The 24,984-nt window shown below is 41.4% G+C and carries 22 protein-coding genes; 16 read left to right on the top strand and 6 right to left on the bottom strand.

The annotated features are described in order from the left end of the window. Positions 1 to 30: 30 nt before the first annotated feature. Positions 31 to 855, top strand: a complete 825-nt coding sequence (locus tag ACQFX9_RS08395) for a DUF3153 domain-containing protein (RefSeq protein ID WP_427161568.1) — start codon at positions 31 to 33, stop codon at positions 853 to 855. Positions 856 to 862: 7 nt separating this feature from the next. Here the strand turns inward: ACQFX9_RS08395 and pdxH are convergent, their stop codons facing one another. Beyond that, a complete protein-coding gene (gene pdxH, locus ACQFX9_RS08390; RefSeq protein ID WP_427161567.1) occupies positions 863 to 1,507 on the bottom strand; it encodes a pyridoxamine 5'-phosphate oxidase in 645 nt (214 codons plus the stop codon). Between the two features lie 211 nt (positions 1,508 to 1,718). On the opposite strand from pdxH, the gene ACQFX9_RS08385 reads away from it, so the two are divergent. After that, positions 1,719 to 2,798, top strand: a complete 1,080-nt coding sequence (locus tag ACQFX9_RS08385; protein WP_427162836.1) for an AI-2E family transporter — start codon at positions 1,719 to 1,721, stop codon at positions 2,796 to 2,798. A 135-nt stretch (positions 2,799 to 2,933) separates the two neighbouring features. On the opposite strand, the gene ACQFX9_RS08380 is transcribed toward ACQFX9_RS08385, so the two are convergent. The 3 genes from ACQFX9_RS08380 to ACQFX9_RS08370 all read right to left on the bottom strand — a co-directional run bounded on the left by ACQFX9_RS08380 (position 2,934) and on the right by ACQFX9_RS08370 (position 7,324). After that, positions 2,934 to 3,563 (bottom strand): DUF1361 domain-containing protein, encoded by a 630-nt coding sequence (locus tag ACQFX9_RS08380; RefSeq protein WP_427161566.1) that lies wholly within the window; start codon positions 3,561 to 3,563, stop codon positions 2,934 to 2,936. A 428-nt stretch (positions 3,564 to 3,991) separates the two neighbouring features. Beyond that, positions 3,992 to 5,107, bottom strand: a complete 1,116-nt coding sequence (locus tag ACQFX9_RS08375; RefSeq protein ID WP_427161565.1) for a hypothetical protein — start codon at positions 5,105 to 5,107, stop codon at positions 3,992 to 3,994. Positions 5,108 to 5,347: 240 nt separating this feature from the next. After that, complete coding sequence (locus ACQFX9_RS08370) at positions 5,348 to 7,324, bottom strand: iron uptake porin (protein ID WP_427161564.1); 1,977 nt, start codon at positions 7,322 to 7,324, stop codon at positions 5,348 to 5,350. 194 nt (positions 7,325 to 7,518) lie between these two features. On the opposite strand from ACQFX9_RS08370, the gene ACQFX9_RS08365 reads away from it, so the two are divergent. From ACQFX9_RS08365 to ACQFX9_RS08355, 3 genes are all read left to right on the top strand, one after another. Next, positions 7,519 to 8,142, top strand: a complete 624-nt coding sequence (locus ACQFX9_RS08365) for a type I restriction endonuclease (RefSeq protein WP_427161563.1) — start codon at positions 7,519 to 7,521, stop codon at positions 8,140 to 8,142. Positions 8,143 to 8,247: 105 nt separating this feature from the next. Beyond that, on the top strand, positions 8,248 to 8,451 hold the full coding sequence (locus ACQFX9_RS08360) for a hypothetical protein (protein ID WP_427161562.1): 204 nt from the start codon (positions 8,248 to 8,250) through the stop codon (positions 8,449 to 8,451). An 11-nt stretch (positions 8,452 to 8,462) separates the two neighbouring features. Further along, complete coding sequence (locus ACQFX9_RS08355; RefSeq protein ID WP_427161561.1) at positions 8,463 to 8,717, top strand: type II toxin-antitoxin system RelE family toxin; 255 nt, start codon at positions 8,463 to 8,465, stop codon at positions 8,715 to 8,717. 117 nt (positions 8,718 to 8,834) lie between these two features. On the opposite strand, the gene ACQFX9_RS08350 is transcribed toward ACQFX9_RS08355, so the two are convergent. Then, complete coding sequence (locus tag ACQFX9_RS08350; RefSeq protein WP_427162835.1) at positions 8,835 to 9,314, bottom strand: hypothetical protein; 480 nt, start codon at positions 9,312 to 9,314, stop codon at positions 8,835 to 8,837. A 403-nt stretch (positions 9,315 to 9,717) separates the two neighbouring features. Here ACQFX9_RS08350 and psaC point away from each other — a divergent pair, with 403 nt between their 5' ends. The 5 genes from psaC to ACQFX9_RS08325 all read left to right on the top strand — a co-directional run bounded on the left by psaC (position 9,718) and on the right by ACQFX9_RS08325 (position 14,574). Beyond that, positions 9,718 to 9,963 carry a photosystem I iron-sulfur center protein PsaC gene (gene psaC, locus ACQFX9_RS08345; RefSeq protein WP_010997613.1) on the top strand — a complete coding sequence of 82 codons (246 nt, stop codon included), beginning with the start codon at positions 9,718 to 9,720 and terminating at the stop codon, positions 9,961 to 9,963. Positions 9,964 to 10,460: 497 nt separating this feature from the next. Next, positions 10,461 to 11,183: a 6-phosphogluconolactonase gene (gene pgl / locus ACQFX9_RS08340; RefSeq protein WP_427161559.1), complete on the top strand. Its 723-nt coding sequence runs from the start codon at positions 10,461 to 10,463 to the stop codon at positions 11,181 to 11,183. Between the two features lie 209 nt (positions 11,184 to 11,392). Then, positions 11,393 to 12,349 (top strand): FHA domain-containing protein, encoded by a 957-nt coding sequence (locus ACQFX9_RS08335; RefSeq protein ID WP_427161558.1) that lies wholly within the window; start codon positions 11,393 to 11,395, stop codon positions 12,347 to 12,349. A 127-nt stretch (positions 12,350 to 12,476) separates the two neighbouring features. After that, the gene (locus ACQFX9_RS08330) at positions 12,477 to 13,217 is read left to right on the top strand and encodes a M50 family metallopeptidase (RefSeq protein WP_427161557.1); all 741 of its coding nucleotides are present in this window, start codon (positions 12,477 to 12,479) and stop codon (positions 13,215 to 13,217) included. A 211-nt stretch (positions 13,218 to 13,428) separates the two neighbouring features. Then, on the top strand, positions 13,429 to 14,574 hold the full coding sequence (locus ACQFX9_RS08325; protein WP_427161555.1) for a SpoIID/LytB domain-containing protein: 1,146 nt from the start codon (positions 13,429 to 13,431) through the stop codon (positions 14,572 to 14,574). Between the two features lie 111 nt (positions 14,575 to 14,685). On the opposite strand, the gene ACQFX9_RS08320 is transcribed toward ACQFX9_RS08325, so the two are convergent. After that, a complete protein-coding gene (locus tag ACQFX9_RS08320; protein WP_427161554.1) occupies positions 14,686 to 15,951 on the bottom strand; it encodes a hypothetical protein in 1,266 nt (421 codons plus the stop codon). A 309-nt stretch (positions 15,952 to 16,260) separates the two neighbouring features. Between ACQFX9_RS08320 and ACQFX9_RS08315 the strand changes: the two genes are divergently transcribed. The 6 genes from ACQFX9_RS08315 (at position 16,261) to ACQFX9_RS08290 (ending at position 24,947) form a co-directional block, all read left to right on the top strand. Next, positions 16,261 to 16,749, top strand: coding sequence for a hypothetical protein (locus ACQFX9_RS08315; RefSeq protein ID WP_427161553.1), 489 nt, complete (start codon positions 16,261 to 16,263; stop codon positions 16,747 to 16,749). Between the two features lie 307 nt (positions 16,750 to 17,056). After that, positions 17,057 to 17,476: a GPW/gp25 family protein gene (locus ACQFX9_RS08310; protein WP_427161552.1), complete on the top strand. Its 420-nt coding sequence runs from the start codon at positions 17,057 to 17,059 to the stop codon at positions 17,474 to 17,476. Between the two features lie 159 nt (positions 17,477 to 17,635). After that, the gene (locus tag ACQFX9_RS08305) at positions 17,636 to 19,861 is read left to right on the top strand and encodes a putative baseplate assembly protein (RefSeq protein WP_427161551.1); all 2,226 of its coding nucleotides are present in this window, start codon (positions 17,636 to 17,638) and stop codon (positions 19,859 to 19,861) included. Between the two features lie 19 nt (positions 19,862 to 19,880). After that, positions 19,881 to 20,939, top strand: coding sequence for a phage tail protein (locus ACQFX9_RS08300; protein WP_427161550.1), 1,059 nt, complete (start codon positions 19,881 to 19,883; stop codon positions 20,937 to 20,939). Between the two features lie 32 nt (positions 20,940 to 20,971). After that, a complete protein-coding gene (locus ACQFX9_RS08295; protein ID WP_427161549.1) occupies positions 20,972 to 22,300 on the top strand; it encodes a DUF4159 domain-containing protein in 1,329 nt (442 codons plus the stop codon). A gap of 487 nt (positions 22,301 to 22,787) precedes the next feature. Then, positions 22,788 to 24,947, top strand: a complete 2,160-nt coding sequence (locus tag ACQFX9_RS08290; RefSeq protein ID WP_427161548.1) for a hypothetical protein — start codon at positions 22,788 to 22,790, stop codon at positions 24,945 to 24,947. The last annotated feature ends 37 nt before the right edge of the window (positions 24,948 to 24,984 follow it).

Here is a 24,984-nt window from a genome sequence, read left to right as displayed (position 1 = left end):
TTTATTTAATTTTCAGGAGGAGTATATTTAATGAATTATTCTAGTTTTTTAAAATGGTTAATATCGTTAATTCGACTATTCAAGTTATTGCCATTTAATGGGCGTAAAATTTTGCCTTTAGTATTGTCTATATCAATACTATTATCCGGCTGTGTTCAGTATGATATTGGGGTGAATTTCCATAATTCTAATAGTGGTGAACTCATACAACACATTAGATTAGAACAAAGACTGACTAGTTTTAGCGGTGATTATGTTTATGAATGGTTAAATAGTATCGAAAACCGCGCTCGTAAACTAGACGGTAAAGCTAAACGCATTTCTAGGGAAGAAGTTGTGGTAACAATTCCTTTTAGTAATGGGCAGGAATTGCAGACTAAATTTAATGAATTTTTTACCTCAAATAATCAACCAGAGGCTGAACCCGAAAGCACAGAATCTAGCTCAGACATACCCAAAGTTGAGTCTAATTTATTGTTATTCCAAAATAACTTTATCTTAGCAGTCAGGAATAAATTAATTTATGATTTAGACTTGCGATCGCTGGCTTTAATTGGCAGTAAAGGCAACGTTATGGCTGACACTGGTTCTATTCTCAATTTAGAATTTGCCCTCAATACTCCTTGGGGTGCTAAAAGTATACCAGTCTCAGAAACCGCCATTGAGCCAGAGAAAAAAGGTCAGCAATTAGTATGGCAACTCCAACCTGGTGAACTGAATCACATTGAAGTAGTATTCTGGCTACCTAGTCCTTTAGGAATTGGTGGCTTATTAATTATCTTGTTCGTTTGGGGAGGCATATACCTGAGATATAACTATATGCCTGATCCCCGATTAAAGTTGAGTGCTGAGTAATCAGCACTCATGGAGATAAACGCTCAATTTGCCAATTGCCATTCTCTGTGAAAGTATAAAGCAAGCGATCGTGTAAACGACTAGAGCGTCCTTGCCAAAATTCAATTTCGCTGGGGATCACTCGAAATCCCCCCCAATGAGGGGGACGGGGAACCTCTTGATTTTCGTATTTAGACTGCAATTCCTGCATTCTCTGTTCTAAAAATTCTCGGTTAGGGATAACCTGACTTTGTTCTGAAGCCCATGCACCTAAACGACTTTTAGCGGGACGAGTCTCAAAATAATAATCTGATTCTGCTGCGGAAACTCGCTCAACACGCCCTAAAATTCTGACTTGACGTTCCAATTCTGCCCACCAAAAGACTAAAGCCGCTTGGGGATTGATTGTTAATTCTTGTCCTTTACGACTGTTATAGTTGGTGAAGAGGACAAAACCCCTTTCATCAAAATCTTTTAACAACACCATTCTTGCCGATGGTTTACCATCAGGTGTAGTTGTGGCCAGAGTCATAGCATTAGGTTCGGGAAGTTGGGCAGCTAATGCCTGCTCAAACCACTTTTTAAATTGTATAAAAGGATTGGGGTCAACTTCGTTTTTACTCAAACCTTCTAAAGAATAATCTTTCCGAAGATCAGCTATTGTTCTGTCCATCGTTAATGTACTTCCTTATGAGATTAGGGTATTGGGGTGGTGTAGGAGAAGGGAGACAAGGGAAACAAGGGAGACAAGAGAGAAGAAGTATTAATGACTAATGACTATTGACTAATGACTATTGACTATTGACTAATGACTATTGACTATTGACTATTGACTATTGACTATTGACTATTGACTATTGACTAAGGAGTATCGATTGCGTCAGATACGCCGTTCGGCATCCCTTCAAAGTTTACTATTCTACGGTCTGGGTGGCCCAATTGTCGCTCTGAACGTTTGGCTGTTATCTGTACTCTTTCGTTACTTCCAAAACCCTATTACTATTTTGAGTTTTGCGGCGATTTTAGCTTTTTTGCTGAATTATCCAGTGAAATTTTTTGAAAGGGCTAAAATCTCTCGCACTTTAGCTGTAATTATTGTTCTGCTGGTTACATTAACTCTATTTGTGATTGTGGGGGTGACTCTAGTACCCTTGCTGATTGACCAAACTATTCAATTATTAAATAAAATTCCTGATTGGTTAAGTGCTAGTCAAGCGAATCTAGTACATTTAGAAGCGATCGCTAAACAGCGACGTTTACCTATTGATTTAAGAGTGTTGACTAGTCAAATCAACGCCAGTATTCAAAATTTAGTTCAGCAGTTAGCTTCAAGTGCAGTAGGAGTAGCGGGAACGTTACTTTCAGGATTGCTGAATTTTGTTTTGGTGGTGGTGTTGGCATTTTATATGCTACTGTATGGCGATCGCGTCTGGTACGGTCTGATCAATCTTCTACCATCTAAATTCAGAATTCCCTTTGCTAAGGCTTTGCAACTGAATTTTCAAAACTTTTTCCTCAGTCAGTTGTTGTTAGGACTGTTTATGACAGTAGTCCTCACCCCAATCTTTTTGATTCTCAAAGTTCCTTTTGCTTTATTATTTGCTATCCTCATCGGTATTTCTGAACTGATTCCTTTTATTGGTGCAGCCCTTGGTATTGGGACAGTAGTTATTTTAGTCTTACTACAAAATTGGTGGTTAGCTGTACAAGTTGCCATAGCAGCAATATTTATGCAGCAAATTAAAGATAATTTATTAGCTCCCAAATTACTTGGCAATTTCATCGGACTAAATCCCATTTGGATTTTCGTCGCTATTTTGATGGGTTATGAAATTGCAGGTTTATTGGGAACTCTGGTAGCTGTTCCTATTGCTGGCACAATTAAAGGTACTTTTGACGCACTCAAAAGTGGCAATTCAGGTGATTTTATGTCAACATTTACCATTCATCATGATGCTGAATAATTAAATATTCAACTCATATGAATGTGTGTCATACAGTTTCTTGATATAGCTTGCCTGGCGTAGTAATATAGAGACGTTGCATGCAACGTCTCTATATCTTTATATTTGGTGCAATTGCATAGAAAATTGGTATAACTATGATGTGATTTCGATTCTAGAATTGCGTTGATTTATAAACCCAAGGGTAACTCGCTTCATTAGCCAGTGTAATACAGAGAGAATCACAAAAGTTATAAAGACAATAAACAAAGGTTGCTTGCCTAAAAGTTCCTCAACTCCTTTAGTAAGTAAAGCATCGGGTTGAGTCACAAAATCCCAACTATTGAAACGTAAAAACCGCCCCCAGTAAACACCAACTGCACAAAGAGCATGAGTAATCAACTCCATCCCTAAAACCCATTGGCTTTTACCGATACGGTGGAGATAATAACCAAAGTTAATCAAGGAAATAACATACGCTTCAAAACCAGCAAAGATTACTACAAAATAAACAGGAATTAGTACCAATATAATCATCCATACTGATTGAATTGTGCGGATGTCATGAATTAAGTGAATAATATCAGTTAATAAATAAGGTGCATTTGGTAAAAAGGCATAGAAAACTAAAAATCCTAACCACCAAACCCAAGAACGCCCTTTTTTATGGCGAAATAACCAAATACTTAATACTACAGGGATAAAAGCTAGGAATAAATTCCAAGTCATCCACCGCATATTTATGCTTAAAACCTGCAAGATATTCACTATTAATTTTTCTGGCATAGCTTTCACTCACAAAATATTAATTGAATTGGATGAGATTTGTAATATGAACTAGCCGATTGTTGGGGATAAATATATTAATTGTGCATCACTGCAACTAAGTCAAACAAATGACATTATTTAACTAGTGTTACTCTAAGTAGCTAGTATATACATAAAATCACATATAAAACATCATTCATCCTCATTAATTTTGTGAGAATTACAGGATTTTTTAAACTTATGTATGTAGTTGAAAAATTTGGTTTTCATTTCTCATCAATTGACAAAAACAAGTTCTCAGTAGCAGTAAAAACAACTACTAAGAACTTGAGGTAAGTTTATACACCTGAATCTCGCTCTTGTCCTAGCTCTGAAATAAACTACAATCTGCCTAGTTGCGATTCCTGAATTATTTCACAGCGAATTAATTAAAAATTGCCAAATGGTTAGCGCACCATGACTCGACTGCGAGGCCCGATTTTAACTTGAGATTGATTAGTCGCCGTTTCTAAAGCAGAGACAGAGGGATTACCACTGCTGAATTCTATATTGGCTTCTGCAAAAGGCGTGGGTGTGACTAATCCTGGTGACACTGTTGCGCTCACTTGAGTATCACTGGAGACTATATTGGATGTCCCAACATCAGCAATGGAAGCTAGGTTAGGTTGGGATGTATTAACGTTGGTGCTGGGTTGGGAATTAGTGACACTAGTGATAGGCGTGGGTGTATTAACGTTGGTGCTGGGTTGGGAATTAGTGACGCTAGTAATAGGCGTGGGCGTACTAACGTTGGTGTTGGGTTGAGATGTGTTGGTGTTAGTGTTGGGAGTAGAATTTGTGGTGCTGGTATTGGGGGTAGGATTGGTTGTGTTAGTGTTGGGAGTGACTAAAGTAGCATCAGCCGGAACTGTGATGGTTAACCTCACTAAAGGTGAATTTTTCATCTGCAACGATGTGACAGTTGGCTGACCTGGTAGATCGGATTTGAAGTCAAAAACTGTGGGACTTTCGCCGCCGTTGCGATCGCTGTATCTTGGGCCTTGTCCACTGACTTGAAATGTACCTTGGTACTGTTTGCCAGTGCTAGGATCGGTCACAACGCCAGTGTAAAAAGCTTTAGTTAATCCGAATTCATCTTGAACTACACCTTGAAATTTCGTCCCTGGGATTTTTCCTTGGTAGGTGAAATCAGTCAATTCACCCTTGGAAAGTGCAGGTGAACTGAGGACACCATCTAAAGAAATGACAGGGATACCTTTAAAGTCAACAAAATAGCGCAAACTTCCATCTGCGGTTGTTTCCATCTTCACATAATTAGACTGATAAATGGGATTACCATTGCGGTAGTAAGTACCATTAGAGTCAGTGTCAATCCGCGTGACTCGATTGTTGAAGTTGGGGTTAAAGTTGGGAAGTTGAATATTTCCTGATAAAGTTCCAGTGCTTTGAATGGTTAATTGTGCTGAAGCACTATTTCCCCCCATTCCTAACAACATCACTGCTAAACTGCTACTGCTGAGAATCCCATAACCCAATTTAGTAGTTGATGAGCGCGATCGCATAGTAAATTTGCTCCTGGTTAATGGTTCAATGAAAAAACACGCACAGACGAGATTAAGGAAACTCGTCTCATGCGTGATTAAACTTGGGAGATGTAACTGCCATGAGGTTAAATGTAGTTTTTTAAGCTGATTTATCCCTGCGATGGTAGATTACACGCTAGTTGTTTCTCAAACTTCAACAGAATTACAACCCTAAGTAGCTCAAAACCACTTAGTAATTACATTTACAGGGAATTAAAATTAAAACCGGAAAGTAGCTCGTAATGTGCCAACAAATAATGTCTCATTGGCAGCATTATGATCGGGATGGAAAACTACAAAGAAACCAGGCGTAATAGATAAATGCTCATTTACTTGTGCGCGATAAAACATTTCTAAATGAATTGATGTATCACGCCGTCCCCCTGGTGTACCACCATCGGAGAAGTTAGGAAAGTTAAACCCATCGGGTAATGTGCTAGACGTAATTTTGGGTGGCTGTCCGACTAGAATTCCTCCCAAGTTCCCAGGGCGGAGGAGATTAGGAAAGGCTGCAAACGCCATCCAGTTGCTAATTTCCACACTTCCTGACAGATTTTCTGGGTTGGAGATAGAATAACCACCCCAAGCACCCAATTGCAAATCTGGATTGACGCGCCACGCTACAGTTGCACCCATAGCATGGGTATTAAAAGCGGTGCTATCAGCAAAAGGTGACATTAATTGAGCATCACCGATACCTGTTCCCAATAAGTCATCGGGAGAGTGAGAATAAAGATAATGTAAGCCGATATCAAGATTGTCGGTAGGTGCTAAAGTTAGCTGCGCGCCTGTGGTGAATCTACCGCCGAACAGTCCACCTGCGTTGCTATCCCCAGGAAAACCAGGGATTTCACTACTGTATACTCCTTGTAGACTGATGCGATCGCTAATTTGCCAATCAAATCCTACACCACCTACACCATTACCAATCGCTAAAATCGGGTTACGCTGACCGAACAGAGAAATTCCACCATCACCAGAACCTTCTAAGGGATTGATCCCACGAAAGGTGTTAATCGGGTTGACACCTGCTGTTCCCACCACCACCCCTAAGTTATCCGTTACTAAAAATCGATAGGATAAATCGTTAATTGATAAATTATTATCTGTGCTGGATTCAAAACCCAAACGTCCCATATTCGTAAATACAGATGGCGCACTAGAACCCAAATTTCCCGCCGCTAGTCCCGTTAGTAATAAATCTCTACCAGTAAACGAAGTTGCTAACGTTAACTGCACACTGTTAGTGAATGTCAGATGAGCTTTACCTTGACGTTCTGGTACACCATCCCTGGGAAATAAATCTACATCGTTAGTATTCGTTCCTTGAATGCTGAAAATTGCTTGCCCAAATAACTTAGTAGTTGTGGAAAATTGCTGTGCTGCTATAGTGTTAGTCTTGCGATCGCCTAATTCTACACGTTGCTGTAATTGCGCTAGTTCTTCCTTGACCTCATTTTGCAAACGTTGCAGTATGATTAAGTCTTCTTGCTCAATGGTGTGATCTCGATTGCTAGTCAGTAACTCTTCAATTTGCTGGAGACAAGTTTCTAAACCAACGGCAAATTCATAACGACTAATAGGGCGATCGCCATCGTATGTTTTTCCAGGATAATCAGTACAGCCGTAACGCTCCCCGATAGATTGCAAAGCATCAAAAGCCCAGTCTGTAGGCTGCACATCATCCAATTGCGATACAGGAAGGACTTGAGTCATCGCCTCATCTGACTCAGGCGCAGCTATCTCTGGAGATTGAGCTAAAGCAGGATAAGGGGAGAATTCCGCCTTGATATCTGATGTTTCTGGATCTAGGGTGTAGGGGTTGGGTAGGTTTCCCGACTTAAGCAAACTGGCGTGTGTGGGGGAAGAAAAAAATGTTTCCTCTGTATTTTGCTGATTTGTATTTGCGTTAGTTTGAGATTCTAAAGTTCTTTTTTCCTGTTCTCCGTTTCCTTGCTTAATCAGTTTATTTTGATACTTTTGATTATTACTGAAAGATTGAGTAATAATACTATGTTCTACCTGTAAAAATTCAGGTGCTGTGATGTCAGTTGCGGAAAATCCCTGAGATGATTCTTGGGTTGATTTCTGCTCTACTTGATTTGACTGAATTGGAGACTGTGCAGGTACTTGATCAGTCAAAGATGGTGGCTTGCCAGTCAACACACCAGCCATCAGTAGACTTATGTCACTCATTGTATATCGTTTGACTAACACCGTTATTTCTCTTAACGGAACAGTTTGGTGTTATTCAGGACAAATTTTAAAATAATAGTGATAAAAGTTACGACTTTTTGAGGGGTTGATAAAGTTAATGGCCAATACTCAGTCGTATCTGCAAGCGCAAAGCCTGGATTTTCAATTACTATTTGACTAAAAGGGATAGGCAAATGGTTCAGGTTGTTCAAGGAAAAGATATTACCCTAGCCCAATTGATTGATGAATTTGGGCTAGAACCAGCACAAGACAAAGAATTTTTCCTAGAGTGGCAGCAGGATTTACCAGATTTAAGTGATTCTGAGAAAAAATTACTCGATGAGGTGAAAGCAGAATATTCGCATTTATCGAAATATGCGATTTTAGAACCTGTTGTCAAAATGGTGGTCTTATCTCCATTATTAAGGCTAGCAGGTTATTATCAACCACCTTTTTACATTGCTTCCGAATATGAGGTGGAAATTTCTTCTGAGGATGAAGGCACAATTGTCAGGGGACGTATTGATATTTTGGTTTTTCATCCGCCATTTTGGGTGCTAGTAGTTGAAGCCAAAAGAGCGCAATATTCTCTAGAAGTGGCTATTCCTCAAGTTGTAGCCTATATGTTGAGTAATCCTAATGCTGACAAACCAACATTTGGCTTTGTTACTAATGGCCGAGAGTTTCAGTTTATTAAGTTGACTAAAGAAGATTTACCAAGATACGCATTATCTTACACACTGTCTCTCAACCGTGATGAAGACATTTATACTGTGACAAAAATTCTCAAACACCTAGCTCGTTTAGTCAGTGTTTGATGCTTTGAGTTTCTAGCTGCTATGTATGGTAGTAGGGGATGTCTAACGACAAGTCGCAAGCCTCTACGTTCTATAGTAAAAAGTAATTATTTTCCGCAATGACATATGAAAGCTGAAGAATATCCTTTTGTCCAGGAATTAATCACAAATAAAAAAGGACAGGTTCTCAAAGTAGTCCTAGATTTTGAGGAATATCAGCGTTTATTGGACGCGATTGAAGATGAGGGACTTTACCGAGCTATGCAAGCAGTGAGTTGTGAAACACCTTTTAATATTAATCAGGCTCTAGAAGAACTGGACAAACCATGAACTGTGAGTATATGCCCAGTTTTATCAAAGACCTCAAGGTTCTGAAAAGTACACCAGTGTTTGACACTGTTAAGTCTCTTGTATTTGATGAAATTCCCAACTATTCTAGCCTTGATGAAATCAGTAACGTAAAAAAGCTCAAAGACACTGATATTGCATATCGTATTCGTGTGGGAGATTACCGCATAGGTTTTAAATTTGCTGGAGATACCATTACCTTTATACGTGTTCTTCATCGTAAGGATATTTACCGCTATTTTCCATGAATGCGATCGCAGTTTCTAACACTTGGGTAAGACAACTCACTCAAATTCGTCAAGATTTTGACTCCATTCTTCGCTACATTACCCAAGTGACGGAAAATCAGGTTAGCTGATAAATTTCTACTTTGGTTGACTACAATACTGATTGAGTCGCTTTACTAGTACATCGGAATCCTTACCCGCAGTGCTAGCTGCTTTAGTCAGTACGGTGTCAATTTCTTTTCTGGCTTTTTCCAGTTTTTCTCTACCTGATGCTGATGCTTCGGCATTTTTAGCCGTTCCCAGTGCTTGTGAAGCTTTGGCGATCGCTTGACTGAGATTTTGGAATACTCTGATAAAACCAGTTTGAATCTCTTGCAACTGGGGATCTGATAACTTTAGTTCTTCTAGAGATTGGGTAATTGCTACTAAATCCTTGGATAGTTGCAAACTTGTGATCACCTGCTGTCCTTTCTTTTGATCAATGAGAGCATTTCCCTCATTCACTACTTGAATCAGTCGATGACACTGGGCGGTTTTATCTTCCGTACAACCCGCTATAGATAATACAATACTTACACTAACAGCAACAGTAACAGTAAATTTACGCCACACAAATATTTAAACTCCACCGCCAATAAAATCAAGAGAATTTTCGCACATTATTCTCAGCTAGAAGCCGAAGATTAAATACGTGACAAAATTATCTAATCATCTATAGATGATTACTGATGAGTACAATAAGTTACTCTTGGTACATAATTTTTAATATTTTCTATTTAGCTTTACATATATTTACAAACGAAATTTCTCTGGGAGGGCGATAAGGGTAAATACGTGGCTGCGATGTGGCTGATTTCCAGGAAAATAGGGATATTCCCTAAAATCTGGTTTTTCAAGGTGCCTATTACATTGTTTAAAGTTATGTAGCCTTTTACTTACGGCGTATAAGCGACTGCGGTAAACTATGCCTTGATTATGATTCTTTCACAGAAAAGAACACTGGAAAGGAGCCGTTTTTTCAATGTCTCATACCGTAAAAATCTACGATACCTGCATTGGCTGCACCCAATGTGTCCGCGCTTGCCCAACTGACGTACTAGAAATGGTTCCTTGGGACGGCTGCAAAGCTGCTCAAGTCGCCTCTTCCCCCCGTACAGAAGACTGTGTGGGCTGTAAGCGTTGCGAAACTGCTTGCCCCACCGACTTTTTGAGCATCCGGGTTTACCTGGGCGCAGAAACAACTCGCAGTATGGGTCTAGCTTACTAAAGAACTGCTTGTCAGTTCTTTATGGCGTTTTCCATTCATTGTTTCGATAGCAAGCATCTTTAGCTTTATCAGATGGGTGGCGATCGCCCATCTGACAAACTCAAACTAGAAATTTATAACTATACTTAGTAGACAAAAGGGGCAACCAGCTCCTTTTTTTTTGGGGTGTAAGGGTGTAGGGGTGTAAGGGTTAGTGAAAAGATAATTTTCTCGTTAGTCTAATCGTCATTACTCACTGCTTGGTAAAAAACCTACATTTGTGATCTTCCCCCTGCTCCCGTTCGGCTGACGCTCACGGCGGAAGCCTGCCCCCTGCGCCCCTGCCTCCCTTTCCGTACCCACGACTACTGACAACTCACCCCAGAAAATGATAAGCATGGAGTGTGTTGACTTATGACTGCTTACTTGCTGATGTTAAAAGTTTCAAAAGTTAAAAAGGTGAGTTGTCATAAGTTCGGTATTGTATTGCTGGAAGACGGCAATGTGATGATGAAGCCATGAACAAAAAGATTGAAGTCCTGCCGGATCAGTCAGCGTTAATTGCGCGATCGCTAGATTTGATCCTGACGAAGTTAGATACTGCCATCAAACAGCAAGGACGATTTACAATCGCCTTATCTGGCGGCAGCACACCGAAGCCGTTGTATGAAGCGATCGCCCAACAAAAATTACCTTGGGACAAAATCCATGTGTTTTGGGGAGATGAACGGTATGTCCCCCCAGATCACCCCGATAGTAATGAATTAATGGCGCGTCGTGCCTGGCTAGATCGGGTTGATATCCCTGCCGCCAATATTCATGCTGTACCTACCCTGGATAATAATCCAGAGCTATCTGCCACTAAATACGAACAGCACCTACAGGCTTTCTTTGGCTCTGCACCAGGAGAATTTCCCGCCTTAGATGTGGTATTACTCGGCATGGGTGATGATGCTCATACTGCTTCTTTGTTCCCCCACACAGCCGCTTTAACAGTGCGCGATCGCTTAATTACAGTGGGTAACAAAGACGGCAACCCCCGCATTACCTTTACATATCCGTTCATTAACGCGGCGAGAAGTGTCATCTTCGTAGTCGCTGGAGCAAATAAAAGACCAGCTCTTGCTCAAGTATTTGCTCCCCAAGCCGATGACTCCACCTACCCATCCCGCTTAATTCAACCCCAAGGGGAACTTGTTTGGCTACTTGATGCCGCCGCAGGTGCGGAAATATCAGCTTAATTGTTGTATCACAAGTAGTTGTTAAAATCGAAAGCTAGAGTTGCTGTGAAAAAACAGGGGTATGAGGGTGTAAGGATGTAAGGGTGTAAGGGTAAAAGGAAAAAGAGAATTTTTTACCAATGCCCAATTCCCCATGCCCCATGCCCCATGCCCCATGCCCAGTCCCCAACCCCCATTTTTAAGATGCTCGTGAACAAAGGCTTAAATCAATGATCGTCTGCCCTAATTGTAATCACTCAAATCCAGACGGCGCGGTACAGTGTGAAGCTTGTTATACACCGTTGCCAGCTACTAACAACTGTCCTAATTGTGGTGCAACAGTACAGTCGGATGCTGCTTTTTGTGGTCAATGTGGTTTTAACCTGCATTCATCAGCTACACCTGCACCTGCAACAGTGGTAGCAACAGCTGTTCCTGATGTGCCTGTAGAAATTCCTCCCTTGGTCAATCCTGACCCGATGTTAGAATTACTACAACCAAATGCTTTAGGCCTTGACCCAGTAGCAAATCAAACTCCTCCTGTGGTTTCACCTTTACCAGCAACAGAAATGGCTGCGCCTGTGACTCCTCCACCAGTAGCACCACCTGTTACCCCTCCCCCAGTACAGGCAGAAGTCACTCCACCACCAGCACCAGTTGTAGTCCCAGAAATCCCAGAAATCCCAGAAGTTCTAGAAGTCCCAGAAATACCCGTTCCTACTGCACCCCCTGAAGCAGTAGCTCCACCACCAGTATTAGAAACACCAGTACCACAACCTGTTGTTACTCCACCGCCAGTAACACCAGCACCACAACCTGTAGTTGCTCCTCCTTCTCCTGCCAGAACCCAATTACAGCAAATCACAGCTAGATTAGTTCACGTTCAAAGTGATAGAGAAATTGAATTACCACCTAGTCTATCTGTGATTCATATTGGTAAACCCAATGACCGCATCCCTCCAGATATAGATGTTTCAGGATTTTCTAATTCTGAAATCGTTTCCCGTGTTCATGCGGATATTCGAGTCGAGGGAGACGCTCACTATATAGAAGATGTCGGCAGTTCTAACGGTACTTACATTAATAACTTACCCTTGCTACCAGGAAATAGACATCGCCTCAGACCAGGCGATCGCATCAGTCTGGGCAAAGGCGATTTGGTAACATTCCTGTTTAAACTCGTTTAATTAGGGGTGTAAGGGTGTAAGGGTTTAGGGGTTTGGGGGTGAAAATATAGCCCTGAAACCCCTATAACTTTATATTCGTCCAAAATATTAATAGTTACAAATTAAAAGTTACCGATTAAAAACTAATATGAGCGAACCAGGGAGAGATTTTGATAAATTATTTACCGATGAAGCCCCGCCAGTCGTAGAACGAATGGGGTTAAGTTGGTTAGTAGGGGCAGCGATCGCTACAGCTATTCTTTGGCAAATTCCAGGCGGAGATTATATTTTATACCCATTTACTATATTAGCTACGTGGTTTCACGAAATGGGTCATGGTTTAATGGCTCTAATTTTGGGGGGTCAGTTTCAAAAACTCCAGATTTTTAGTAATGGTTCTGGTGTAGCAACTTATGCTTTAAGGTCATCATTAGGGCCGATTGGGCCGTTCTTAGTCGCCGCCGCCGGGCCAATGGGGCCACCACTAGCTGGAGCCGGTTTGATATTAGCTTCACGTAGTTTTAAAGTCACCTCCTTGAGTTTGAAAATCCTGGGAGGTTTTTTACTAGTTTCTACATTAATTTGGGTACGTTCCTGGTTTGGATTTGTGGCAATTCCCTTACTAGGCTTAATGATTTTAGGTATTGGCCTCAAAACATCCCAATGGGTACAAGGTTTTGCTATCCAATTTTTAGGCGTACAAGCCTGTGTAAGTACATATCACCAATTAAATTATTTATTTAGTCAAACTGCCGGCCCTTTGGGATTGTCTGACACAGCCCAAATGCAAAAGTATATGTTATTACCTTATTGGTTTTGGGGTGGTTTAATGGCGATCGCCTCCGTTATCATTCTTTTTCAAAGTCTCCGCATTACGTATGCGAAGTAGGGGATTGGGGACTGGGGATTAGGGATTGGGAGGACAAGGGAGACAAGGGAGACTGTGTTTCTATGCCCAATGCCCAATTCCCAATGCCCAATTCCCAAATATGCCACTTATCAAAAGCCGTTGCATAATTATGTAGAAGGAGGCAACCTCTAACTTGGGAAAATTGTCTTACCTTGAGATACCTACAGACTCTTGTGATCAAATAATCAACATGAAATTTCAACTGTTTTTCGGCTCTTTGTTATCCCAGCTTAAAATACGTCATTGGTGGTTAGGTGTTTTATTGTGGATGGCTTTAGTCGCACCAGCTCAAGCTTCTGTAATTTTGCGTGTAGCGATTGAGAGGGGAGTCAATCAAACCAAGGTTGGCAGTTCCACAACGGCGATTGTGAAAGATAGTAGTGGGCGGACTCTAGGACAATTGCCTGCGATGAGTGCCTTTTACGCGCAAGCTATACCTGGAGGTGTGGCGTTAGATAAATGGCAATCTGGTTTATTTTGGATTGAACCATCAGGAAAAGGATTTGTCTATATAGGCGATCGCTGGTATCGCGGTAGAACTTTAGTTGTCCCCACTCAAAAAGGCATAGATGTTGTTAACTGGGTGGATTTAGAAGAATATCTTTACAGCGTCATTGGCGGGGAAATGAGTTCTAGCTGGCCACAAGAAGCCCTCAAAGCCCAAGCGATCGCTGCCCGTACCTATGCCCTCTACAAACGAGAACAACAGCGTAAAAACCCCGTTTATGATTTAGGAGATAGTCCTGATCGCTGGCAAATATATAAAGGTGTCAGCAGTGAATCTCCAGCCACCTATAGCGCAGTTGATGGTACCGCCGGACAAGTCTTAACTTATAAAAATAATCTGATTCTCTCAGTATTTCATGCTTGTTCGGGTGGACACACCGAAAACGTAGAAGATGTTTGGGGAAATCCTCTGCCTTATCTGCGGGCAGTGGAAGACTACGATCAAAATATTAAAGAATGCAACTGGCAACAAACCTTTTCACCTGCGGAAATTAGCTCCAGAATTTCTGGGGTTGGTAATGTCCAGCAGATAATTCCCGAAGAGTTGTCACCTTATAAGAGTGTCAAAGCTCTAAAAATCGTCGGAGATAGAGGTACAAAGGTACTGCGTGGCGAAGAAGTCCGTACAGCCCTCAGACTCAGAAGCACTCGCTTCAACGTCAACAAAGCCGCAGATGGTAGTTTTATACTCCAAGGCTTAGGTTTTGGTCACGGTTTAGGCATGAGCCAATGGGGAGCATATAATCTAGCCTTACGCGGTGCTAACCACCTGCAAATACTAGGGCATTATTATCGCGGCGTTTCCCTCACACCGATTAAAGCGAAGTAATGGGGCATTGGGCATTGAAGAGGAATTGGTGCAGGGTGCAGGGTGCAAGGGGGAGAAAAATTTCCCTATTTCTCCCTGCGCCCTGCCCCCCTGCCTTCTTTCTCCCATTCCCTATTCCCCATTCCCCAATCTCCTCTGCACTTCTTGTTCTAATAAGTCAGTTTCGCTGGTGTAGACTAAATTTTCATTAGTAATGACTGTTTCTGTGGCAAATTGACGAGCGTAGGCAATTTTTTGCTGTAAATCAGTGTTGGGTGTTTCTAATATTCTGGCTCTGGCGATGCGATCGCTGTTACGACTGGCAATTTTGCGATTGCGTCCTTGTAGCCAAAAATAACGAATCAAAGGTACAGCTAAAAAACCAATACCATACACTAATAAAATCCAGTAAATACCTTGGACAAAAGCGATTAGTCCACCTACCTGATCTGCCACTGTACCATCTCTTAACAAACTACCTAATATCAACGCACCTACCAGATTAACTACACCCAAACCACCACTGAGCGTAATTTGTCCAGAATCGGCTGCACTAAATCGCCAGGGTAATTCCTCTAGATAAGGTGATATAAATTCTTGTCGTTGATTGCTGGCTTTTACCTGTAATTCTGGGAAATAATAGACAATTTGTCCTTCAGGACTCACTTGTGGTTGCCCATTAAATTTTAACAGCACAGGCAACATATAATCTTCATATTCCTGTTGATAACTAGCACCCAAATCATCTAAATAAGGGGCGATTTGCTCTGCTGTGACTGCACCTTGATGACTCCGAATTACTGCTGCTATATCTTGCCAACGGCGTTCTTCTAAACGCGCATTGGGATTACCATCACCAAACAAAAACGAGAAGACAGCCTCGAAAAAATTCATTTGGCCGTTTTGTTGCCTATTACGCCGTTTTTGTTCAGGATAAGTTTCATAATTAGGATTAAAATACCAAAACAGATCAGGAATATAGAAAAATCCCCAACTACCGCTAGAGTTATTGTTACGGTTGTCATTATCATTACTGGAATTCATAGCAGTAATGATTAAAACAATAGCAATAGTAATTAAAGCAATAGAAGCAATGAGAAAAACCCCAAAAGAAATCCTAATTAAGTAAAATAGAACTTTCCATACTTTCTGCCACCATTCCTGCAAGCGTAACTGAAAATATTTATTGCGTAGAATATCGCGAAAATTACGCGGAAACAAGTAAACAATATCACCAGTTTCTGCTACCTGCAAATGTCCACCCGCATCAGTAGCTAAAGCTAGTAAGCCTTGATTTGCTTCTGCTAAATTTAATCCAGCCTGAGTTGCCACATCACCAACAGTGACACGGTAGCCCAGTTTTTCCACAGCCTGCATAACATTGGGATTAGGAGTCACGTCGCTTCGCTCCGAGTTCAAAATTAAAAATTCAAAATTAATTACCCCTTCACATACATTCGGGGGGTTGAATTTAAAACTGACTTGTCTTTCTTTTAGTATAAAGTTTGGGCATGGGGGATTGGGGATTGGGGATTGGGGATTGGGGATTGGGAGGACAAGGGAGACAAGGGAGACAAGGGAGAAGCAATATTAATGACTATTGACTGTTGACTATTGACTGTTGACTAATAACTAATAACTAATGACCTTTTCATGGTAAGATTCACCTCTTAGGCTTAGTTCATCAGTAAATTTTCTGTTGGGAATATGGTTCAGTACACTCTCGCCCAAAGCCCAGAAATTATCCTCACTGTTGCAGGTAAAGATTCAGCTAAAGCTCGTGATAAAGCAATGGATCAGTTACTGGAACTGATGAACGCTGGCAAATTACCTACAGAACTAGAGGAAGGATTTGGCCCACAACAATTAATAGAAGTAAAAGAGCCGACGGCTGAGTCTAGTAGTGGTGAAGATGCGATTACTCAAGCTGTACAGGTTCTCAGTAATCTGGCTACACTGAAACTGAAAGTCCAGGAATCTCGCGCTGAAGCGTTGGAAATTCGTAAAGCTGTTGATGTGCTGTTTTCTGATGAGTCGGTGACGGAAGAAGAGATTACCCGTCTCAAGGAAGGTTTTAAGGTTCTCAAGAATTTTGCTCAAGCAAATTTACGTTATCAAGAAGCACGCAATAAAGCAGAACACGCTAGACAGGTTTTAGATCAGGCTTTAGAGTCACCCAGTGAAACATCTCATTAGGGGGACTGGGGATTGGGGATTAGGGATTGGGGATTAGGGATTAGGGATTGGGAGACAAACAAGGTAGACAAGGTAGACAAGGTAGAGTGTTTTAACTCCCTATGCCCCATACCCAATTCCCCATACCCAATTCCCCATACCCAATTCCCCATACCCAATTCCCCATACCCAATTCCCCATGCCCAATCCCCAGTCCCCAGTCCCCAATCCCCAATCCCTAATAGAATGCTCGACTTTTGGCGAATAGTTTTGGTGAGAGAGATGAGCGTAAATTTAGCGTAAACACGCTTGTCAGCATTGACACACCATGCCAGAAGTCAATCAAAATCAGCATCGTAGTCATTTGGGTGCGGGTTGGTCTTTTCCACTTAGGGTGAATGTCCAAGGGGGTTTGCAACTCAGTGCCAAGGAACGCAACATTGAAGAGTCGATTATGCTCATTCTGCGTACTGATTTGGGTGAGAGGGTTTATCGACCTAATTTTGGTTCACGGTTGTCTGAGTTGACCTTTGCACCGATGAATACTCAAACTTTATTACTGCTGCGTCTGCACGTCCAAGAGGCTTTGGAAATGTGGGAACCGCGCATTGTTTTAGATGGAGTTTTTACGGAACCTGATCCTTTACGGGGTCGAGTCAATATTCATATTCAGTATCATCCGAAAGATACTCATGATTCTCGCAGTTTAGTTTTTCCTTTTTACCTGAATGGGGGCAATAGTCAATAGTCAATAGTCAATAGTCATTAGTCATTAGTCATTAGTTATTAGTTATTAGTCATTAGTTATTAATATTTCTTCTCCCTTGTCTCCCTTGTCCCCCCAGTCCCCAGTCCCCAGTCCCCAATCCCCAGTCCCCAATCCCTTTTAAAACCAGGTTATATTATCGTGGAATTTGATTTTTTACCGAAGTTACCGAAGTCAAATCTGGACGATCGCACGTTTAAAGATTTGGTTGATGAGTGTGTTTTGCGGATTCCTCGTTATTGTCCAGAGTGGACTAACTATAATCCTAGTGATCCAGGAATCACGCTGATTGAGTTATTTGCTTGGTTGACTGACCAAATGCTGCTGCGCTTCAATGAAGTACCGAAGCGCAATTATATTACTTTTTTAGAGTTGCTGGGGGTACGGTTGCAAGCACCTGCTCCCGCTATGGCAGATATTACTTTTTATTTGAGTGCGGCTTTACCGAATAGTTATACAATTCCTGCTGGTGTGGAGGTGGCGACGGTTCGCACGGAAACTGAGGAGGCGATCGCTTTCACTACAGATCGGCCTTTAATTATTGATAAACCTTTAATTCGCCATTTTCTCTCTGCCCAAACGACGGAAACTTTACCCTCGATTTTACGCGATCGCTTTACTAATATTTGGGCGCAAACTCCTGATGAAAACTGGTACGGTAGGGAATTGGCTTTTTTTGATGAGCAACCCCAGCCTGGTAATAGTTTTTATATCGTGATTGATGGTAGTTGTCAGTGTGAGGGGAATGTTTTAGCACTGCAATTTAAGGGAGAAGCCGCTACTAGTACGGGGATTAACCCTGATGCACCGCCACGACGTTGGGAAGCTTGGAATGGGATTGAGTGGGTATCGGTTTTACTCCAAGAATCTGATGATAGTACCAAGGGTTTTAGTTTTAGTGAGTTGGCGGCTCAAGGTGCTAATCCCCTGCAAGGTGCAGATGTGGTGTTACATTTACCCCAATCTTGGCCTGTGACTACTTTTACTGCTTTCCAAGGGCGTTGGTTACGTTGCGTTTACACGACTCCCCAACCCAATCAACCAGGGTTTAGTTCATCTCCCCGCATTGTCGGCTTATCGGCGCGCGCCATTGGTGGGACGGTGGGAGCTAGCCAAAGTGAGTTGATTTATGATGAAATTCTAGGGGAAAGTGACGGTACACCAGGACAGACGTTTCAATTACAGCAATTTCCGGTGTTAAATCGTCGAGAAGGTGAACATATAGAAATATTACCGCCTGGAAGTTTATCTTCGCAGATATGGTATGAAGTCAGCGATTTTGCTAATTCTAGTTCTCAGGATAGACACTACACCATTGATTCCCGCACGGGTTTAGTGCAGTTTGGCCCCTTAATTCGTGAACCAGCCCAAATTCAGCAGCAGACGGAATGGAGGCGGGTAGTAGGGAATGGGGACTGGGGACAGGGAACTGGGAATATCTCCCCCATAGCTAATACCCAGTCCCTCATCCCTCATGTTCAGGAATTAGAGCGACAATATGGGGCTGTACCGCCAAGGGGTGCGGTGATTCGGATGGTGGCTTATCGCACTGGGGGAGGACGTAAGGGAAATGTGCAACGGGGGACAATTACTGTCGCCAAGACGGCTGTACCTTATGTAGCCCGTGTGACTAATCATGCACCGGCTCGTAATGGTGCAGATGCGGAATCTTTGGAAGATGCGGTGATTCGTGTACCGGCGATGCTGCGGACACGCGATCGCGCCGTTACTCCTGAAGATTTTGAAGTGTTGACGCTGCAAGCTGGCGCGGGTGCGGTGGTGCGTGTGCGTTGTTTACCACCCAATGCGACTAAAGAAGCGGGAACAGTCCGGCTATTGGTTGTCCCGGCGGCGAATACTGATGCAATTAACCGTGCGGAAGGGATTGAACCAGAATTATTTAGTTTAACTCCCCAACTCCGCAACCAGATATTAGCTTATTTAGATGAACGACGATTATTAGGTGTGCAAGTCAAACTACAAGCACCAGAATATGTGGGTGTTGCCGTGCAAACGGAAGTCGCCCTAGAGCCAGAATACAATCATCCCTCAGCCCAGCAAGAAATTTTAGGAAAATTACGCGTCGCCCTTTATCGCTTCCTCAACCCCATCACAGGCGGACATGATGGTCAAGGCTGGCCGTTTGGTCGTCCGGTGTATCCTTCCGATATTGTGACCCTATTCCAGAAATTCCCGGCTGTGCGTTATTTGGGAGTTGTGCAATTATTTGAAATCCGCTACATCAGGGATCACTGGGAGCGATCGCAACCCCAAAATCCTGTAATTGATCCTGGAAGCTTGGGGTTAATTTGTTCTTGGCAAAATACTGCTTTGCGTTCTGGTCATGTAGTGAATTTAATTCAGTAACAGTAGAAGGCAAAAGAAAATGGTGTCTTTAAGTTTACAGTTAACTCCCATGCAACAACCGGATGCGCTGCAACCATCGACAGCAGCCGCATCTCAAAATACTTCTTTAGTACCGTTTAATTTAGCGACGAATACTAACCTTTCAGGTTGTGATGTCGTTGTTTATCCTAGAGAACCTAGTGAAATATTGTTGCAGTTGGAAAATTTAGGCGATCGCAGTCTCAATTTAAGGGTACAAATTGAAGGAAATTTTCCTAGTGAATGGTGTTCTATTCACACAGAACCCGATAAACAAGGGCCTTTCGTCTTTGATCCGAAAGCACAGATGAGTGTGGTGCTTTGTTTCAACGTTCCAGAGGATTTTTTTGAAAAACAAGCGGCGATTACACTTAATCATCCTTTGGTATTGGATTTTCACTGCCGTATTCACGTTTACTATACAGAACAAGGTACAAACAGACAATTTGTGGAAACTGGGACGTTAAATTTGTATGTACGTCCTCGGAGTTTATACCTAAAATTTATACCTGCACTTTATCGAGAAGTAGACTTTATTGGTCGCTTCTTGAAAATTTTTGAGCAGGCTTTTGAACCCACGGTGCAAACCTTGGATGTGCTTTGGTCATACCTAGACCCTATGACAGCACCCCAGGCTTTATTGCCTTTTTTAGCGCATTGGGTAGCCTGGCCAATTGACCAACGCTGGAGTTTAGCAAGACAACGCTTTTTAATTCGTTCGGCTGTAGAACTATATCGTTGGCGTGGAACAAAGCGGGGTTTGAGACTTTATTTACATCTTTATACAGATTTACCCTTAGATGATCATCTGGTTTCAGAAACTGATAAACATATTTGTATTGAGGAAATTCGCGGTGAAGGTTTTGTATTGGGTAACACTCGCATTGGTCAAGATGCAATGATTGGCGGTGGTCGTCCCTATCACTTTATCGTTCGTCTTCGTCCCCAACGTCCCAACCAAATCGATGAACAATTAGTTCGTCACATCATCGAACAAGAAAAACCAGCTTTTTGTACTTATGAGTTGTACGTGGAACAGGGAATAGTCAATAGTCAATAGTCATTAGTCATTAGTTTTTCTCCTCTCCTACCTTGTCTACCTTGTCTACCTTGTCTCCTCTTCCCAACCCCCAATCCCCAGTCCCCAATCCCCAATTCCCACTTATGGAAGAACTCAAACCCCTAGAACGATTACAGGTACAAGATGGTTTATTGATCAATGCGGAAAAATGGCAGCGATCGCATTATTATCACCGTCAAAGGCAAAATATTCACTATCAGTCCCTCAATCAACCAGGAATTGTCTCTGGTTTGGGTGTGTGTCTGATTCCTGTACCACAAGGGATTTCTTCACAATATAACGATGGTCGATGGTTGCAAATTCAACCAGGATTAGCAATTGATATCCACGGTAATCCGATTATTGTCCCTCAAGCCATCGATTTTCATATTTCGGCTGATATTACAGAAGATAAACCTCGTTTGATTTATCTGGTAGTGAGTTATGTAGATCCAGATGATTTACAACGTCAAAAAGTTGCTGAATTTGAACCTGAATCCTTTCGGATTGAAGAAAAAACTACACCACCTAGTGCTTTAGAGGTGGAATTGTGTCGGATTGTGTTGCAGCCGGGATTAATCCCTTTAAAAAATCCCCAAGATGTATTTTATCCTGATTTGAATAGTTTAGATTTGCGTTATCGTTCCATAGCGCGATCGCGTCATAGTGCTGTTGTGCGGGTGGCTTATTTACAACCGAATATACCAGAAGTTAGTGATCATTTTGCTAATCTCTGTTATTTACTCAAAGCTAGCGAACATCTCACCCAAACTATCCAAGGATTTGGAAGTGTTGAGCGCATACCGTTGCACCTACAACATATTGATCAGGCAGTATTTTATGATTTGTTATTTACCACGGGTAATCAACCACTATCTTTAGATACCCAAGCATTAACGAATCTCAAAAGCTATTTAGATGCTGGCGGCGTGTTGTTAGTTGAATCACCAACTGATGCTATAGACAGATTAGATAGTGTAGTTGATATTGCCGACAAATTTACCACGCCTTTAGAAGATTTACGCAAACTAGACCGCAATCATCCCATGCGGACACAACCGTTTTTATTCGCGGCTTTACCAGTGATTAATCAAAAGCCTATTCAAATCTTAATTGCAGGCGGCATTGTTTTAGTAATAGGTGATTTATCAGCCGCTTGGGGAATAGATGAAAAACTCACTTTACCGCGAGAAACTATTCGCACTGCCCAAGAATTAGGAGTTAATATTTTACATTTTGCTTGGTCAAGAAAGCAGATGACACAATTACAAAAACAATTTATTTCTCCCTCAGCTAATACACCATCTACACCCACTAAAACTAATGCTTTACAAAACGTTTTCAACAAACTAGAAGAATAAATTCACAATTCAAACTAGAAAAATATACCTGAAATATAACAATTGAAAAAAACAACCTATGTTAAACGATGTAAAAATACGAGAATTCAGTTCGTAGTAAGGACTTTAGTCCTTTTCTGTTCGCAGAACGTCTGTCTACGACACGCTACGCGAACGGAGAGAGAACTAAAGTTATCACTACAAACCTTTAATAATTGACCTTGTTCTACTTATATTCCAATACGGTTCAGATAAGAAAAATAAATTTCAACCAAGCCAGCAAATGATCACTCAACAAAAAACGAAAAAATGATTTTGGAGGGGGTTTGGGGGACGCAACCGTCCCCCAATCGGGGGCTTGGGGGAGAATCCCCCAAATCTTGCTCATTGTCTAAGAGGCAGAGCAAAAATTGAGAAATTAACTCTCACCTCCTTAACTGAACCTTATTGACTTATATTCCCCATTCCCTAAATACTTACTCCGCACTCCCCACTCAGCACTCCCCATATGGCTATTAAACTCATCAACGCCAAGATTTCCGTTAAAAAAGTTACCTTCAAACCAGGTGGACAACCAGCATCATTTGAAGTGAATGTTGTGAATGACAGCAATCAATTTGCATCATTCCAACTAGAAATTACTGCGGCTGGTGGTAACTCAAATTTAGGTACCAATTGGTACAATATTAAGCCTGCTGTTAGTGCCAAAAACCCACCAGGAGATAGTGTAAATTTCTATGTGACGATCACTGATACACCCATTGTCGGTTTTATAGGTAAGATTAACTTGATAGTGCGGGTATTTTCTGTAGAATTACGAGAAGAAGATAGGCAAATTCTGCGGTTAGATGTCGAAGCAGGAATTGGTGCTGTACCTGTACAAGTTGACTTACCTATTCGAGAGTTTACCACCCAGCCACAAGAGTCAATTGAAATTCCAGTTCGTGTTTTTAATCCTAGTCAAATACCTACTACTGTTTCTCTAAGAATGATGGGATTAGAACCGACATGGTTATTAGGTAATGAGACGAAATTATTACCAGTTTCTCCTGGTGAGAAAGCAGAAACTTCGTTTTCTTGTCAACTACCAATTCCTACAGAAGTTCCCAGCAGGACATATACTTTTAAAATTGAAGCTAGCCATCCTAATGCTACACCTTCCCTTAGTTCTGAAGGTAAAATTAAAGTCGTCCCTGGGGGATTTGTCGATTTTCATTGTATACCAGAAAAGCAACAGATTCCGGCTGATGCGCTTTGGCTACCACAATGGAAAAATAATTCCGCAACTTATACCCTGGAATGTCACAATATCAGCAATTTAACCCAAACTGCACATATTGAAATTCGAGATGGTCATGAAAAGCAACCCAAATGTACTTTCAATATTCAACCGGAAAGTCTACTATTAAACCCAGGTGAAACTCAGCAATTACAAATTATCGTCAGTAATCGTAGACATTGGTTTGGTCTAGCGAAAAAATTGTCTTTTATAGTTAAATCTATCGTATCAGATCAGCGTGTTAATATTAACAATGAAAATTTATTTATTCGGTTAGTTATTCATCCAGTTTTACACCCTGTTCTGCAATTAATTTTAGCATTTTTATTGTTATGTTTACTGTGGGCAGTTTCTTGGCTAAATCCGAATAACCCCTTATTTGGACATCATGAACCTGTAAATTTTGTCCAGTTTAACGGTACAGCAGATAAAGCTGTGAGTGGTTCTCAAGACCAAACTATTATTAGGTGGACTGTAGCTGGATTTCGCAATCCTTTTATTAATCAACATGATGGCAAAATTGCTGATAATATAGGTAAATCAGTACGAGTTGTCCGTTATAAACCTGTAGATAATGATATAGTTGCAGCAGGTTTAGAGAACGGTGAAATTCAACTTTTTGATGTGATAAAAGGTAAGAAAGAGCCTAAAGTAACCTTCTTATTTAATCCAGCAGATAGAGTCCTTAATTTAGAATTTAGCGAAGATTCTCACTACTTATTTAGCGCGCATGGTAGCGGATGGATTTTAAAATGGGATATCAATGATGCACTATTAGGTAATCCTGAAAATCTCAACCAACCAACAAAAAAGCAAAAGGTAGACTTTTCAGCTTATGGTTTAGCACTGGTGGGGAAAGATAAACAAGATTTAGTAATTGGCGGTAGATATAACAATTTAGCAATTTGGAATTCTCGTGAGGATAAATTAAGAAAAATTTCCTACACTAACCCAGGTAGTCAAAATGATTATATTGTGGGTTTAGCCAGTGCTGAATACAACCCAGATTTATTAGCAGTTGCTGATACAAGAGGACAGATCACTTTATGGAATATGAAGTCATGCCTCAGTCAAAATAGTAGCCAATGTGAGCTGATTGATCAATGGAATGATGGACATAAAGGTAAACCTGTACGTTCAGTAGCATTAAGTAGAGATGGTTGTTATTTAGTAAGTGGTGGTGATGATAGTCGGGTGATGTTATGGCCTCTAACAAAAGATGGGAGACGCGCTTTACCCAATGGGAAAGAAGTGCGTACTAATTCTCAAAAATTTAATAGTGTTGATATCAAAATCGTAAGAAACCGTATTTTAATTATTAGCGGCAACGATGATCATCGGGTGCGATTGGATGTAATTATTCCAGATAGTAATTATTGTAAGAGTTAGGGGACTGGGGACTTATCAATTCAAAATTCAAAATTCA

Origin of the sequence: Aliinostoc sp. HNIBRCY26 (genome assembly GCF_050235535.1) — a bacterium.
Lineage (GTDB): Bacteria > Cyanobacteriota > Cyanobacteriia > Cyanobacteriales > Nostocaceae > Trichormus.
This window is presented reverse-complemented; position numbering and strand designations above follow the sequence as displayed.

Excerpts from the sequence above, each read along its gene's own strand:
- ACQFX9_RS08395 (WP_427161568.1), top strand. The coding sequence starts at position 31 with ATGAATTATTCTAGTTTTTTAAAATGGTTAATATCGTTAATTCGACTA.
- pdxH (WP_427161567.1), bottom strand. The coding sequence starts at position 1,507 with ATGGACAGAACAATAGCTGATCTTCGGAAAGATTATTCTTTAGAAGGT.
- ACQFX9_RS08380 (WP_427161566.1), bottom strand. The coding sequence starts at position 3,563 with ATGCCAGAAAAATTAATAGTGAATATCTTGCAGGTTTTAAGCATAAAT.
- ACQFX9_RS08375 (WP_427161565.1), bottom strand. The coding sequence starts at position 5,107 with ATGCGATCGCGCTCATCAACTACTAAATTGGGTTATGGGATTCTCAGC.
- ACQFX9_RS08370 (WP_427161564.1), bottom strand. The coding sequence starts at position 7,324 with ATGAGTGACATAAGTCTACTGATGGCTGGTGTGTTGACTGGCAAGCCA.
- ACQFX9_RS08365 (WP_427161563.1), top strand. The coding sequence starts at position 7,519 with ATGGTTCAGGTTGTTCAAGGAAAAGATATTACCCTAGCCCAATTGATT.
- ACQFX9_RS08360 (WP_427161562.1), top strand. The coding sequence starts at position 8,248 with ATGAAAGCTGAAGAATATCCTTTTGTCCAGGAATTAATCACAAATAAA.
- ACQFX9_RS08355 (WP_427161561.1), top strand. The coding sequence starts at position 8,463 with ATGCCCAGTTTTATCAAAGACCTCAAGGTTCTGAAAAGTACACCAGTG.
- psaC (WP_010997613.1), top strand. The coding sequence starts at position 9,718 with ATGTCTCATACCGTAAAAATCTACGATACCTGCATTGGCTGCACCCAA.
- pgl (WP_427161559.1), top strand. The coding sequence starts at position 10,461 with ATGAACAAAAAGATTGAAGTCCTGCCGGATCAGTCAGCGTTAATTGCG.
- ACQFX9_RS08335 (WP_427161558.1), top strand. The coding sequence starts at position 11,393 with ATGATCGTCTGCCCTAATTGTAATCACTCAAATCCAGACGGCGCGGTA.
- ACQFX9_RS08330 (WP_427161557.1), top strand. The coding sequence starts at position 12,477 with ATGAGCGAACCAGGGAGAGATTTTGATAAATTATTTACCGATGAAGCC.
- ACQFX9_RS08325 (WP_427161555.1), top strand. The coding sequence starts at position 13,429 with ATGAAATTTCAACTGTTTTTCGGCTCTTTGTTATCCCAGCTTAAAATA.
- ACQFX9_RS08315 (WP_427161553.1), top strand. The coding sequence starts at position 16,261 with ATGGTTCAGTACACTCTCGCCCAAAGCCCAGAAATTATCCTCACTGTT.
- ACQFX9_RS08310 (WP_427161552.1), top strand. The coding sequence starts at position 17,057 with ATGCCAGAAGTCAATCAAAATCAGCATCGTAGTCATTTGGGTGCGGGT.
- ACQFX9_RS08300 (WP_427161550.1), top strand. The coding sequence starts at position 19,881 with ATGGTGTCTTTAAGTTTACAGTTAACTCCCATGCAACAACCGGATGCG.
- ACQFX9_RS08290 (WP_427161548.1), top strand. The coding sequence starts at position 22,788 with ATGGCTATTAAACTCATCAACGCCAAGATTTCCGTTAAAAAAGTTACC.